At 45.3% G+C, this 14643-nt stretch carries 12 protein-coding genes; all 12 read left to right on the top strand.

From position 1 onward, the window contains the following. The first annotated feature begins 179 nt into the window (after positions 1 to 179). The 12 genes from M3636_RS12000 to M3636_RS12055 all read left to right on the top strand — a co-directional run bounded on the left by M3636_RS12000 (position 180) and on the right by M3636_RS12055 (position 14630). Positions 180 to 674, top strand: coding sequence for a DUF6756 family protein (locus M3636_RS12000; RefSeq protein ID WP_251382678.1), 495 nt, complete (start codon positions 180 to 182; stop codon positions 672 to 674). An 87-nt stretch (positions 675 to 761) separates the two neighbouring features. After that, positions 762 to 1310 carry an SMI1/KNR4 family protein gene (locus M3636_RS12005; protein WP_251382679.1) on the top strand — a complete coding sequence of 183 codons (549 nt, stop codon included), beginning with the start codon at positions 762 to 764 and terminating at the stop codon, positions 1308 to 1310. Positions 1311 to 1351: 41 nt separating this feature from the next. Beyond that, positions 1352 to 1774 (top strand): hypothetical protein, encoded by a 423-nt coding sequence (locus M3636_RS12010; RefSeq protein WP_251382680.1) that lies wholly within the window; start codon positions 1352 to 1354, stop codon positions 1772 to 1774. Between the two features lie 707 nt (positions 1775 to 2481). Beyond that, positions 2482 to 2643 carry a hypothetical protein gene (locus M3636_RS12015; RefSeq protein ID WP_251382681.1) on the top strand — a complete coding sequence of 54 codons (162 nt, stop codon included), beginning with the start codon at positions 2482 to 2484 and terminating at the stop codon, positions 2641 to 2643. 121 nt (positions 2644 to 2764) lie between these two features. Further along, positions 2765 to 4177, top strand: coding sequence for an ABC transporter substrate-binding protein (locus M3636_RS12020; protein WP_251382682.1), 1413 nt, complete (start codon positions 2765 to 2767; stop codon positions 4175 to 4177). 150 nt (positions 4178 to 4327) lie between these two features. Next, on the top strand, positions 4328 to 7201 hold the full coding sequence (locus tag M3636_RS12025; RefSeq protein WP_483311521.1) for an extracellular solute-binding protein: 2874 nt from the start codon (positions 4328 to 4330) through the stop codon (positions 7199 to 7201). 12 nt (positions 7202 to 7213) lie between these two features. Next, complete coding sequence (locus M3636_RS12030) at positions 7214 to 8179, top strand: carbohydrate ABC transporter permease (RefSeq protein WP_251382684.1); 966 nt, start codon at positions 7214 to 7216, stop codon at positions 8177 to 8179. Positions 8180 to 8188: 9 nt separating this feature from the next. Beyond that, positions 8189 to 9046, top strand: a complete 858-nt coding sequence (locus M3636_RS12035) for a carbohydrate ABC transporter permease (RefSeq protein ID WP_442952600.1) — start codon at positions 8189 to 8191, stop codon at positions 9044 to 9046. Between the two features lie 18 nt (positions 9047 to 9064). Next, positions 9065 to 10504 carry an SMP-30/gluconolactonase/LRE family protein gene (locus tag M3636_RS12040; RefSeq protein ID WP_128100909.1) on the top strand — a complete coding sequence of 480 codons (1440 nt, stop codon included), beginning with the start codon at positions 9065 to 9067 and terminating at the stop codon, positions 10502 to 10504. Continuing rightward, positions 10491 to 11114, top strand: coding sequence for a Yip1 family protein (locus M3636_RS12045; protein WP_128100910.1), 624 nt, complete (start codon positions 10491 to 10493; stop codon positions 11112 to 11114). Before M3636_RS12040 ends, M3636_RS12045 begins: the two co-directional genes overlap by 14 nt. A 22-nt stretch (positions 11115 to 11136) precedes the next feature. Next, complete coding sequence (locus tag M3636_RS12050) at positions 11137 to 13734, top strand: DUF5696 domain-containing protein (protein WP_128100911.1); 2598 nt, start codon at positions 11137 to 11139, stop codon at positions 13732 to 13734. Next, the gene (locus M3636_RS12055; RefSeq protein ID WP_251382685.1) at positions 13731 to 14630 is read left to right on the top strand and encodes a carbohydrate ABC transporter permease; all 900 of its coding nucleotides are present in this window, start codon (positions 13731 to 13733) and stop codon (positions 14628 to 14630) included. The genes M3636_RS12050 and M3636_RS12055 overlap by 4 nt, the downstream gene beginning before the upstream one ends. The last annotated feature ends 13 nt before the right edge of the window (positions 14631 to 14643 follow it).

Genomic DNA, 14643 nt, shown 5'->3' on the forward strand with positions numbered 1-14643 from the left:
TAATTTGTTCGGTTTTATCTTGGTTATTAAAGAAAAAGGTGAAGACGATAAGTCTAATTCTTATTAGTGCATTTCCATTACTGTGGGTGGTTTCTTTCGCAGCATTGATCCTAGGATAGGACACCAAGAATATGAGAGTAAGTTGTGAGCAAACAGTTCGAATCAAGGAGGTGCGAGAGATGGAGTCTTTATCCGTTCGATTGGAGATTGAAGAACTCATTAAAAAGTTTTCAATCAACAGGAAAGAGGTGTTCGAAGTTCGAAAAGATCAATGGAAGACAATTCTAGATCATATCGAAAAGCATTTTCTACATAAGACTCATTACACTCAAGACTTGCATTGGGGATGGAATAGACTTCAAGAACCGTATTACGCATTGAGGTTTATCGAGCAACCTTATAAATCTGTTAAAGAGATTATTGAAGATGAATCTATTTGGTTTATTGCTGAAGACCACAACGATAAAATGTGGGTTTATGAAGGGGAAAAGAATATTATTTTCGATAAAATAATTCCTGAACTTTGTCATTTGGACGAATACTTTCTGGTATCGAAGAAATATGAATGGCTTGTATGTGAGGATCATCATGAAATTGTACATTTTTCAGGTGAAGGCATTATTCATCAAGCGAAGAAGTTTGAATTAGAGAACGAGAGCAAGATATTTAAGTAAATACACAGTCATCACGCTTCGTACTTCATATTACATATTTTTCACGCTGTGACTCCTCACGGGTCTTATTGAAAGGGTGGATGGAAGTTGATACAAGGAGAATTAATTTATAAAACAATAGACTCGCTTAAGAAAAGATTGAAAAATAACAACCTGCTAGAATTACAGCTTCAGGAGGGTTATTTAACTCAAGCTACCTGTACGTTTAATGATCCGGCAGATGAAAGTGATTTAATCGAATTCCAAAGGAAATTAGGGTTTGAACTTCCGAATGATTATATTAACTTTTTGAAGATAAGTAATGGTTGCTCGTTATTTGACCATCCGCAATACGGAGGAGAGGCGTATTTATATAAGTGGCAGGATATCCAAGAAGCAACGTATGAGAGTTCAAACGAGGGGTATCTGAAGATCGCCTATATCTACCAAGATAATATCGTAATTGATCTGAAAAAATACAGCGAAGGCTCAAATAATTACTTAATGGTTAAGGGGCACATAGACAACTTTGATGAGTCGAGACCCTTTAATATGAACTTCGAGTTGTGGTTTGATCGATTTATTATCAGTCAGGGAGATAAATTTTGGGACTGGTCAATATATACGGCAGAAAATTACTATAAATTAAAAGGATAAAGTACGCCTAGGCGATGTACTTTGTATGAGAGGAATTCAGAATGAATTATAAATTTATGTTGAAGGGTTACCCATTATATTATCTATTTATATTTTTACCAATTGGCTTTCTCTCTGTAATTACTCTATTAAGTAAATATATTGGGGATGGCCTTCGAGTAATACTACTGATAACAACTGGAGTGATTATGATCGCTCTAGTTATTAAAAATTGGATAGATTCACAAAAGGATTATGAAGTCGTTCTATTGCCCGAGGGAATAACAGTAAATAAGACGAACTATTCGATTAAACAAATTAGTGAAATGCGAATAGGTACTAATCTTCTTCAAATTCAACTTTCCGATAAAAATAAAAAGCTATCTTTCTCGTTAAAAAGTCAGGATAAAGATAGCGTAATCAAGGCATTCAAAGAATACTGTGAAAACACCGGGATAAAAGCAAAGGATTATCGAAGAATATAAAAGTTGCTTAGAAAAGCATAAGTAACCTGTAACATGAATACCATCGGTGAAAGTGGTGTCCCATTTCCAATAATACATACTGCCTCAAAAATAAAAAGATGCTGCCATTTAATTATAACTGCAGCTTATGATCGTGCTGCATGACCAATTGGCATCATACAGCAGGAAGAAGCGCCACGACGATACACGCGTGGCGCTTTTTGCCATGCATCACGATGAAGCTCTCGTGATGCTCCAATGACAGCATCGTGGTATTCATACACGACCCAATGCGTTAAGGTGCTACCTCTTTGACACAGCACCTTAACCATATGTGGCTTGCCAATGTACAGGCTGCAAATGCAAGGAAATGCTGTGAAATGAAACAAACGAGACTAGGGCGTGTCTCAAAACTCGCTGAAGTGCATCTTTCACCGCCTTTTCGCCCCCTGCTGCGTCACTTTCCCTTGACGTGCCCCGGCACGCCTGCGGAAAACTTCCTGACTTGGAACGAAAATTCGGCAAAATCTGCGGTCTTCGGAGTTTTCAGACACGCCCTAAAATATTCTAAAAAATATCAGAATGTGTACTGACTTAAGGATTGTAATAATACTATAAATGAAATGGGTTTCATGAAATCCTTTTCAAGTATACTCTACAACTTGGCTAATGCTCTTCAAAGCGAAGTGTGAATCTAGGTTTTCAAATCCCATTAAGGCGGCCTTGTAATGATTCAGATTGTTCAGGGCAGTCATCAAAAAGCATTTTGTAAGCTTGATTCAGTTTTATCAACTTTGAGGGGGAGCGTGTGTAGGATGAAGTTTGAGCCAGAAGAAAAGATCACTTTACGAGGAATCGAAATGGATGGCTGGGGTGGTGGAGGTACATAATCCAACACCGGGAAGTGTACTTTGTTCAATATTTGTAAGCGCTTAACAAGCCCTGAACAGGCTATGGCGCTCACGTTTGCATTGGAACAGATTAAGATCACTTACTTGAGGGAGGCCGCCCATGTTGAAAAAAATGATGTCTAACCCAATGATGATGCTCGTTTTATTTGCCATGTTAATCATGCTTTTGTCTGCATGTAGTGGTACAAATAACAAACCAGCCGATCCAGTTGCTCAACCAGCTGAAGTAGAGACGAACACAACACCAGTACAGGAAGAGGAAGAGGACAAGGAAGAGGCTGTGCCGGTGCCAGATTTAGACGGTCGTGTTATTCGAATTTCTCACTGGTGGGATGCTACACCAAAAGGAGATTCAGAATCGGATGAACTTGCCCGCGAGCGTATTCAAATGGTGGAAGAAAAATATAACGTAAAGATCAAATATTTGAATACGGAATATTGGTCTACCTCTGAAAAGCTGTCTTCCTCTGTGCTCGCGAACGAGCCATTTGCTGAAATAGTCCGGGTTCCTGATGGATTTATCTGGGGACTTATGCATGGTGGTTTTCTGACACCACTGGATGATTACCTTCAAGATACTCGTGTGGAGCAGGATGTTGTTAATGCTATGCGCTTTGGAGGCGACAAGGTGTACGGACTCGAAAGCTGGTATACACCTAATGATAGTGGCATGTTCTACAACAAGCGTATATTCAAGGAGGCTGGTCTGAAAGACCCCCAGCAATTGATGGACGAAGATAACTGGAACTGGGATACAATGCTGGATGCGGCGAAAAAGCTAACGGTTGATCGTAACGGTGACGGTAAAATGGATCAGTACGGACTGGCTGGAGCGCATTACGTACTTTCTGAGATGCTGGTCGCGAGCAACGGAGGCAAATTATATGATGAGCAAACAGGTACAGTGACGTTTAATTCACCCGAATCTATGGAAGCGCTTAATTTCCTGCATGGTCTGTACAATGAGCATAAAGTGGTGAAGGCCAACGGAGGTAACGACTGGGAAGATCCAGCCAAATTCTTCGGAGAAGGCATCATTGCCATGTATCCGGGTGGACTCTGGGAGATCGAAGGCCGGATTCTAGATAAGATGAAGGATGAGTGGGGTTATGTATACATGCCGAAGGGACCTCAAGCGGAGTCGTACTACGAACCATTCGGTCAGGCTACAGCTTACGTTGTTCCAAAGGGAGTGAAGGACGCAGATGTGATCGTGAAGATTTGGGAAGATCTACAAGACTTCGATAATTGGCAAGATAACCGTAGGCTCTCGCTCGAAAATATTTTGCCGGATGAAGAATCCATTGCCAATGCGATGAATGATAATGGCCAGGTGCAGCGCCTGTTTGGTGGTCGCTTTGGTGGTCTGGGCATTAAGGATCAACTGGACAAAGTAACTGAGAAATTCATCAAAGGCGAGATTACACCTTCAACAGGTGTTGCCCAGGTTATCGGACCTGCACAGGCTGCGGTGAAAAAAGTGTTAAGCGGGGAACCATCCGAGAAAAAATAGTTCGAGTAATCAGCGTTAACCAACAGGACGGCCTCATTTCTGATTTCATCCCAAAATCGCTATGCGGGCCGTCTATCTAATTCACTACAGTCTGCTAAAGGGGGGCATCGGGTGAAGTTTACATTATCCCGAGTGACGCTTATCGTCGTTATGCTAATCCTCGTCATGGTGTACACGATATCCAGTTCCGGTGCAAGCGGCAATGCAAAGTCCGGGAATCGAACATCAGATCCGAGCCGTGTGATGCCGATCTCTGAATCTGCTTCTGAGGGTAGCTACGATTATTATTTGCAGCAATTCCAGAACGAGAAGCGACCTTCCAGGGAAATTGTCATTCGCGGAGCTGACTATACAGCTGCGGAAGGAATGGAACCTAAGATGATCACGGAGCTTGGTGGTGAGAATGGCAAGTTCATAAGAACAGAGGAGAGCGGTTCCGTGCAATGGGAAGTGCATGTTCCTGAATCGGGCATGTATCACATGACATTGCGTTATTACCCGATCCAGGGTAAAAGTTCCGCAATAGAACGTGAACTATGGATCGATGGCAAATTGCCTTTCGATAGCGCACGTAATCTGAGTTTTCATCGTGTATGGGTCAACGAGAAATTCGAGATCGAACAGGATAACAGAGGTAACGACCTGCGCCCACGTCAGACGGAGGCACCGATGTGGCAAGAATCGCTTCTGAGAGACAAGGAGGGCTATTATGAGGAGCCGTACCAGTTTTATTTTTCTGCAGGCAAACACTCATTGACGCTTGTGTCCACCCGGGAGCCTATGGTTATTGATTCGATCATACTACACCAGTATGAACAACCGATATCCTATGCAGAAGTGAAGCAGGAGTATGAGAGACAGGGATATACGGAAACCAGTGGACACGTGATCAAAGTTCAAGGTGAACACGCCAAGTACAAGTCATCACCAACGTTGTATCCAATCACTGATCGATCAAGCACATCCACGGAACCGTACGATGTATCCAAAATCAGAATGAACACCATCGGCGGAAACAACTGGCGTGTGCCAGGACAATGGATTGCATGGGAAATGGATGTGCCGGAGGATGGACTATACAAGATTGCGATCAAAGGTAGACAGGAATTGCTGAGGGGGATTTATTCCACCCGTTCGCTGCAGATCGACAATAAGGTTCCCTTCCGTGAAATGATGCAAATTCCGTTCTTCTATGACTCGAATTGGCAGATGAATGTGCTTGGCAGTGAGGACGAACCCTACTTATTTTATTTGACTCAAGGAAAACATGAATTGCAGCTTGAGGTCAGTCTGGGAGCGATTGCGCCTCTGATCCGTCAGGTGGAAGCCAGTGTGCTCGATATCAATGCGATGTATCGCAAAATTCTGATGATCACAGGCAACGTACCTGACCCCTATCGGGATTATCAATTAGAGAAACAGATTCCGGATATGGTGAAGGTATTTCGCGAACAAAGTGACATCCTAAATGCCGTATCTGAAGAGTTAATTCGTTTAACGGGGGAAAAAAGTGATAAGACCGCGATATTGACTAAAACAGCCTATCAACTGTCCGATCTGGCCGATAAGCCAGAAACCGTGCAGAAGCGGCTGGGTCAATTCAAAATCAATGTAGGCAGCGTTGGCTCTTGGCTTCTGGAGGTACGCGAACAGCCGCTGGAAATTGATTATCTGCTGCTTGCTTCACCTGATGAGAAGCTACCGAAAGCGAATGATTCGTCCTTCCGAAAAGTTGGACACGAAATTTCGTCTTTTTTCCATTCATTTTTCGAGGATTATGACACCATTGGCAGCACATCTGATGAAGACAAGTCTGTTACGGTATGGATTGGTACAGGCCGGGATCAGGCACAGGTGTTGAAGGCCATGATTGACGATACGTTTACCCCGCTTACAGGCATTGGTGTGAACCTCAAGCTGGTGAATGCGGATGTTTTGCTGCGTGCTTCCCTGGCAGGAGAGGGGCCGGATGTGGCTATGCAGGTCGGAAATGATGTGCCTGTCAACTTCGGAATGCGTAACGCGGCAGAAGATCTGTCCAACTATCCCGGCTATGACGAATTAATTAGGCAGTTCAGGGATAGTGCAATGGTTCCCTATAACTATGAGGATCAAGTATTTGCACTGCCGGAGCAACAAATCTTCAATATGTTATTTTACCGGAAGGATATTTTGGAACAGCTTGATCTGGAGCCGCCGCAGACATGGGAGGACGTCTACGCCATGATCCCGGTGCTGCAGAAGCATAATATGGAAATGGCTTTGCCGCTTGCTCAAACGACAGGTGTACCCGTATTGGAAGTGAATCGGGCGTATGCCATGTTGCTGTACCAGATGGGCGGTTCGTTTTATTTGGACAATGGCTCCAAAAGCGGTATGGACACGGAAACGGGGCTGGAGGCGTTCAAGGAGTGGACGAATTTCTATACCAGCTACAAGCTGCCACTCACCTTCGATTTTCCAATGCGCTTTAGAACCGGAGAAATGCCTATAGGCATTATGGATTACACCTTTTATAACTATCTGTCCGTATCTGCGCCTGAAATCAAGGGGTTATGGGAGTTCATTCCGGTTCCCGGCCTCAAGCAGCAAGACGGAAGTATCAAACGAGATGTGGCGAGTGGAGGCACGGCGACCGTTATGCTCAAGCAATCGAAGCATAAGGATGCGGCCTGGGAATTTATGAAATGGTGGGTCAGCAAGGATGCCCAAGTTCGCTTCGGACGTGAAATGGAAGGTCTGATGGGGGCGGCGGCGCGGTATCCAACGGCGAATATTGAAGCGTTGCAGGAGTTACCTTGGCCTGTCCGCGATTATCGAAGTCTGGAAGAACAATGGGAATGGGTTCAGGGGGTTCCAGAAGTTCCCGGAGGTTACTTTACGGGTAGGCATCTGGACAATGCTCTGCGTGAGGTCGTCAATAACGGGACGAATTCCACGGATGCCTTATACGATTATGTGCAGGAAATTAACTACGAAATTCAGGAGAAACGAAAAGAGTTTAAATTGGACGGAATGCACTAGGGAGGGACTCTTTTGCAGAAGGCTAATATGGTGACCAAAACTGGTTCTCAGCCCAAGCGTACGCCTGCCGGCTTACCCGGGAAGTGGGAACTTTTTAGGAGAGATATCAAGCGGGATAAGCATCTCTATATCCTTCTTTCGCCCTACATGTTGTTATTCTTCTTGTTTACCGTGTTTCCAGTCATGATCTCCATCTTCTTCAGCTTCACCAATTTCAACATGCTGGAGTTTCCAGAGTGGGTTGGTTGGGAGAACTACTCCAAGCTGCTCTGGAATGATGATGTGTTTCTAATAGGTCTTAAAAATACAATTATTTTCTCGGTGATCACCGGTCCAATCAGCTACATTGCCTGCTTTGTATTTGCCTGGCTTATTAATGAGCTGAATCCAAAGGTGAGAGCCTTCATGACACTGATCTTTTTTGCACCGTCTATTTCAGGCAATGTGTTTTTTATTTGGCAAATTATTTTCTCAGGAGATTCGTACGGCATTATGAACGGTTTCCTTATGAAAATAGGCATCATTTATGAGCCAATCCTGTGGCTACAGAATCCCAAATACATGCTTGCGATCATTATGCTTGTACAGCTATGGCTCAGCCTTGGAACCAGTTTTCTTGCGTTCATTGCCGGTTTGCAGACCGTGGATCGCACCTTGTATGAAGCAGGAAGTATCGACGGGGTTCAAAATCGCTGGCAGGAGCTGTGGTATATTACCTTGCCTTCGATGCGTCCGCAGCTCATGTTCGGAGCTGTTATCCAGATTACCTCGTCCCTTGCCGTTGCCGAAGTGGCTACTGCGCTGGCAGGTTTCCCGAGCGTACAGTACGGAGCACATACGATTGTTACTCACTTGATGGATTACGGCACGATCCGCTTCGAGATGGGCTACGCTTCTGCTATTGCAACGGTGCTGTTCAGTCTGATGCTAGGTTCCAACCTGCTTGTTCAAAAGCTGTTAAAGAGAGTGGGGGAATAGCAGATGAAGATGGCCTTGCGTATGAAAAGGAAAATCAACAGATCCTGGCAGGTCGATATCTTGCTTTTCCTTTTGCTCGGCGGATTTGGCGCTTTTATGGTCATTCCGCTTATCTATGTGATCAATAATGCGTTTAAGCCGCTGGATGAACTTTTTATTTTCCCACCAACGCTGTTTGTCCGGAATCCAACGTTTGAAAATTTTTCAGATCTATTTCAAGTGATGAAAAATTCATGGGTTCCATTCTCAAGATATATTTTCAACACGGTGTTTATTACTGCGGCAGGCACGTTCGGACATATTATGCTAGCCTCTGCGGCGGCTTATCCACTGGCTAAATACAAGTTCCGTGGGCACAAAATCCTGTTCACCATCATCGTGTTGTCTCTGATGTTCTCCCCGCATGTAACGGCTATTCCCAATTACATGATCATGTCCACGCTAGGCTGGCTCGATTCCTATCAGGCCATGATTATTCCCGCCTTTGCTTATCCGCTGGGTCTGTACTTGATGAAGCAGTTTATGGAGCAAATACCGGATGCGCTTCTGGAGGCGGCAAAAATGGATGGAGCCAGCGAATATCGGATTTTCTTTCAGGTGGTCATGCCACTTGTCAAACCTGCGTGGTTAACGCTGCTCATTTTAATGATGCAGATGTTGTGGGGAACGGATGGCGGCAGCTTTATCTATAGTGAGCAACTCAAAACGATGCATTACGCCATGGGACAGATTGTCCAGGGTGGAATAGCTCGTGCGGGTGTGGGCGCTGCCGTCGCTGTCATCATGATGACGGTGCCGATCGTGACGTTTGTATTGTCTCAGAGCCAAGTCATCCAAACGATGGCATCATCCGGCATGAAGGACTAAGTGAGGGGGGTGTTAGAGATGAAAGTAAGATCATGGCTAATCGTTCTGGCAGCTTCCCTGCTGATCTCCGGATTCGGACATAACGTGGCTCATGGGGCACCGTATGAGGGATATACCTACAATTACTGGGGTAATTCGGTCAAGTCTCCGATTGCTTTTCTCCCCTCCAGAGTGATCACGGGTAACGACGCCGGAACGGGAGCATGGCAGTCTCCACTGGATTTGTATGCTGCACATAATGGCTTGCTCTATGTCCTGGATTCAGGCAATGGACGCATTGTCGTATTGAACGATAAATGGGAAACGATGCGAGTCATCCAACATTTTGAGCACGAAGGCAAAGAGGATAGCTTTCTGAATCCTGAAGGGCTGTTCGTTACGGAGTCAGGTCAGATTTACGTTGCCGACACCGAGAACAGACGAGTCGTGGAGCTGAATCCGGACGGGACGTTCGTTCGTGCCATTGGTGCGCCAGAGTCGGATGTCATCAGTGATACATTTGAATATTTTCCTAGGAAAGTGATCGTCGATAAGGCTGGACGCATCTATGTTGTCGGTCGGGGTGTCTATGAAGGGCTGATCGAATTTGATAGTGATGGGCGCTTTACGGGGTTTATGGGCACGAATCGTGTGCAGTTTGATCCGGTTGATCTATTCTGGAAAAGCGTGTCCACCAAGGAACAGCGGGAAAAGATGATTCGATTTATTCCACTGGAGTTCAATAACGCAGATATTGATGAAGGCGGTTTCATCTATACAACGACGGCAGATAAAAACACAGCTTCGGCGGTGAAAAAACTTAATCCGTCCGGCATTGATGTACTTCGGGTCAACGGGGAATTTGCCCCAGTGGGGGACTTGAGTATCAATCGCTCCTCCTTCATTGATATTCAGGTGTCCGACAATGGGGTCTACCGTGCTCTCGATTCGACGAGAGGGCGCGTGTTCACGTACAACGAGGATGGCAACTTGCTGTATGTGATTGGTCAGCTCGGCAATCAGAAAGGTACATTCAAAAATCCGGTTGCCGTTGAAAGTTATGGGGACGCCATCTATGTGCTGGACCGTGATCTCGGCCAGATCACCGAATTCAAGCCGACAACATTTGGAAGCCTGGTGAACGAGGCCAATCGTTTGTACAGCTCAGGCAAACATTCGGAAGCTGCAACGTTGTGGCAAGAGGTGCTGCGACTTGACGCCAACTATGAAATGGCCTATGTAGGCATCGGCAAATCAATGCTGAGAGAAGGGAAGTACAAGGAAGCGATGACCCACCTGAAGCTTGGCAATGATCGGGAATATTACTCCAGAGCTCTGGCGAAATATCGGAGAGAATACATGCGGGAATATTTCGGAATCTACATGACGGTGGCGATCGGAGTGCTTGTCAGCCTAATCATCTGGCGCCGAATCGCTAGATCGAGGAATGAGAGGGGAGCCCGAGATGTCGCTAATTAAGGAAATCAAATACTCTCTACATGTCGCTGTACGTCCATTCGACGGATACTGGGATCTGAAGTATGAAAATAAAGGCAGGCTGCGTGTGGCGTTACTGGTGCTGCTCGGTGTTACCATAACGATGATTCTGAAACGTCAGTACGCCGGATATGTCGTCAATGACAATTACCCCCTCTCTTTGAACAGTATCAATGAGTTGAAATACATCATTCTCCCCTTCCTGCTCTGGTGTATCTCCAATTGGTCACTGACCACGCTGATGGACGGAGAAGGCAAGTTCAGGGATATTCTGATTGCAACGGGATATGCCATGCTTCCCCTTATTCTGATCAACATTCCGAATATATTACTGAGTAATGTGATTACACTACGTGAATCTTCTTTCTATTATTTATTTGACTCAATAGGGGTCATTTGGTTTGTCTGGCTGCTTTTTATAGGAACCAAAACGGTGCATCAGTATTCAGTGATCAAAACGATTAGCACGATGCTGCTCACCCTGGTTGTTATGGGGATCGTTATCTTTCTGGGCCTGCTTTTCTTTAGCTTGATTCAACAGATTATCAGTTTTGTGTACACCCTCTATCAAGAGATCACGCTGCGCAAATAGGAGAAGGAAGGAGGTGTCAGAGGTGAACAAAACTCGTACGATGTTTGCCATAACCATCATGATCGGCAGCTTGTTGATGACTCAAAATATCAACTATGCAGAGTCGGTCTATGAACGAGCGGTGACCACAACAGTTGAGTCTGAACAAAAGACGACAGAGTCTATTCAGGCTGACGCAGATCCATCCATAACCAAAGAGCTGGCAAATAAAGCTGCAAGCCACAACGTAATAACTGTTCCTGACGGTATGGAAGCCGTAGCTGAGAATGAGGAGCTGATTCTGTATCTCCAGCCGGAAACAACAGAGATCGCGACGCTCGATAAGCAGCATGGTGAGATGTGGTTTTCCAATCCGCAGGATCGGGAACTGGATGCCGTCGCAACTGGATACAACAAGTCCCAGCTGAATGTACAGCTCGAATTGACGTATTACGATAACGCCGGAAATGCACTCAAATACGACAATTATACACATAGTGTTCAGAGTGGTCAGTTTGAGATCGAAAAAGTCGAAGACGGCGTTAATATCGTGTATACGCTGGGTGAAGTCAAGAGCGATATTGAAGCCATTCCCAAATATATTAGCGAGGATCGCTTCAGGACTTTAATCCTCGATAAACTGGAGGAAAAGGATCAGAAAGAGTTAGAGAAGCGTTTTCGTTATGATGAGCAGAACAAGCGTTACGAAAGACGGGATTCATCGCTGAAAGGTGTTGGTTTGTCCAAAGTAACCCGAATTCTGGAATCCATTGACTATGATGATGTGCAGATCGCGATTGACAAGGAAGCCTACGGGGAGGAAGGAAGCGGGCTTGAGAATGTCATCGTACCAGTGCACTATCGACTCGAAGATGGACGTCTGAGGGTATCGATCCCTGAGAACGGTATCCAGTATCCGGATTCCATGAAGATTCAATCCTTGTCACTGCTACCTTTTTTCGGAGCAAGCGGGCCTTCTGATGAAGGATACAGTCTGGTGCCGGACGGATCAGGATCACTGATTTACTTTAATAACCAAAAGACGTATGCATCACCGTATAGCACTACCTTGTATGGTGATGATCATGCTGTTAATCAACTTACCCAGATTCAGAAGGAACAGAAGGCTAGAATTCCTGTGTATGGCATGAGTTACGGAGACAAAGGGTATTTGGCTATCATTGATAAAGGCGATACAGTCGCATCCGTCGAGGCGGATATCAGTGGCAGATTGAATGAATACAATACCGTGCATTCAAGCTTTTCGCTGAGCAGTATGGAGGAAGTTACGCTCACAAATGGATGGCGTTCCAGCACGGTCAAACGGTTTCAGGCACAGCCTTTCCATAACGAGATGGCAGTCATCTTTGAGTTTCTGGGTGCGGATAATGCGAGCTATTCAGGTATGGCTTCGGCGTATCGGGATTATCTGGTTGAGCACAAGCAGCTGATGCGTTTGGCTGATGATACAGCACTGCCATTTTACTTAGAACTCATTGGCGGCATTCCGAAGAAAAAGTTCTTTCTGGGCATACCCTACAATGCTTATGAGCCGTTGACAACCTTTGAGGAAGCACAGGAAATCTTGAAGGAGATGCAGAGCTACGGTGTGAGCGACATTCAGCTTCGTTACTCGGGGTGGTTTAACGGAGGAATCCATCACGACATGCCTCAGTCGATTGATGTTGATAAGAAGCTTGGGAGGGCTCAGGGTTTGCAAAGCCTGCAGGCATACACGGAGCAGAATGGCTTCGGATTTTACCCGGATGTGTCTTTTCTGGAGGTGTTTCCGGAAGCTAAGGCGTTCAAGAAATCATATGCTTCACGTCAAGTTACAGGCAAGCTTGCTCAGTTGTTCCCATACCGGATATCTACATTTACGCGGGATGAAGAGGCTTCACCAGGATATGTCGTCAGCCCACAAGCCGTACCTGGCATTGTGGATGGATTTTTGCAAGACTATACCCGGCTGGGACTTTCGGGCGTGTCACTTCGAGATTTAGGGGATCAGTTGAACTCCGATTTCAATCGTACAAGTGTGGTGAATCGGGAGCAGGCGAAGAAGGTTGTAGTCGAGCAGCTTGAGAAGCTTCATCGTTCCGATGCGTCACTTCTTGTGGAAGGTGGCAATGTGTATGCAAGTGCCTACACCCGGCATATTGTGGATGCACCTATGAGTAACAGCGGCTTTAACATAACCGACGAAGCAGTTCCTTTTTTCCAACTGGTATATCACGGCTACATCCAATATGCGGGAAAAGCATGGAATATGGCTGACGATCAGGATTCCCTTGTACAGATGCTGCGAGCGATTGAAACCGGATCAGCACCTTACTACACATGGTTCTATGCGGATCCATCTGCAATTAAGATGACTGGATTTGACGAGTTGTATTCAGCAGATTATCGGCGCTGGATTCAGGAATCAGCCGAGCGGTACCAGCAGATTAGCGATGTCCTGAACGACGTGCAGAATCAAACGATTGTGAAACATGAGAAGCTGAGCGATGGTGTCTATCAGACGACTTTTGAAAAAGGAAAAACGATCATTGTCAATTACAACGATGTTACTGCGAACATTAACGGCGTAAGTGTGGCAGCGAAGAGCTACCATGTAGGAGGAGGTGACATGCCGGAATGAAAATCAAAAAGTTATCTCTTGAACAAAAAAACAGATATTACGGTTTGTATTTCATTCTGCCCTGGTTCATCGGGTTCCTAATTCTGTTCATGGTGCCGTTAATCTCGTCGTTTCGATACAGTATGAGTAATCTTCAGGTGTCTAATGAAGGGTTCACCCTAGAGTTTATCGGTTTGGGCAATTTCCGCGAGGCTCTGTTATCCCATGAATCCTATGTACGAATGTTGACGGAATCGGTTCTGAATATTGTGGTAAATACACCACTGATTATTATTTTCAGCCTGTTTTTTGCCGTCATTCTGAATCAGAAGTTTCGCGGACGGGTTTTGGCAAGAGCAATCTTTTTCCTGCCGGTTATTCTGGCTTCGGGCATCATTGCTAGTATTGAAAACGGGGATTTGATGCAATCCGTTGTACGCAATGCCAATGATATGACCGGTGGGGGACTGTCCGTCTTAAAAAATCTGGATCTGACCATTATGCTGCTTGAATCCGGTATGAGTCCGATTCTGGTTGAATATTTAACTGGTGCGGTAAGTCGAATTTATGAGATTGTCAGTCAGTCCGGAGTACAAATTCTGATTTTCCTTGCAGGCTTGCAGTCGATCTCACCATCACTGTATGAAGCGGCCAAGATTGAGGGGTCGACGGGATATGAAGCCTTTTGGAAGATAACATTCCCCATGCTGAGTCCATTAATTCTGACCAATCTGGTCTATACGATTGTGGACAGCTTCATCAGTGACCAGACCAGTCGGCTTGTGGTGGATACCGCCTTCAAGAGCTTTAATTTTGGGCTCAGTGCGGCGATGTCCTGGATATATTTTGCCGTTATTGCACTGATCTTGTGGGTGACGACTGCCCTTGTGTCTCGCAAGGTCTTTTATCAGAATTAGCAATCTCGAAGGA

Source organism: Paenibacillus sp. MER 99-2, assembly GCF_023714095.1.
Taxonomy (GTDB): domain Bacteria; phylum Bacillota; class Bacilli; order Paenibacillales; family Paenibacillaceae; genus Paenibacillus.

Coding starts and splice junctions, on each gene's coding strand:
- M3636_RS12000 (WP_251382678.1), top strand. CDS start 180: ATGGAGTCTTTATCCGTTCGATTGGAGATTGAAGAACTCATTAAAAAG.
- M3636_RS12010 (WP_251382680.1), top strand. CDS start 1,352: ATGAATTATAAATTTATGTTGAAGGGTTACCCATTATATTATCTATTT.
- M3636_RS12015 (WP_251382681.1), top strand. CDS start 2,482: ATGATTCAGATTGTTCAGGGCAGTCATCAAAAAGCATTTTGTAAGCTT.
- M3636_RS12020 (WP_251382682.1), top strand. CDS start 2,765: ATGTTGAAAAAAATGATGTCTAACCCAATGATGATGCTCGTTTTATTT.
- M3636_RS12025 (WP_483311521.1), top strand. CDS start 4,328: ATGCTAATCCTCGTCATGGTGTACACGATATCCAGTTCCGGTGCAAGC.
- M3636_RS12035 (WP_442952600.1), top strand. CDS start 8,189: ATGGCCTTGCGTATGAAAAGGAAAATCAACAGATCCTGGCAGGTCGAT.
- M3636_RS12040 (WP_128100909.1), top strand. CDS start 9,065: ATGAAAGTAAGATCATGGCTAATCGTTCTGGCAGCTTCCCTGCTGATC.
- M3636_RS12045 (WP_128100910.1), top strand. CDS start 10,491: ATGTCGCTAATTAAGGAAATCAAATACTCTCTACATGTCGCTGTACGT.
- M3636_RS12055 (WP_251382685.1), top strand. CDS start 13,731: ATGAAAATCAAAAAGTTATCTCTTGAACAAAAAAACAGATATTACGGT.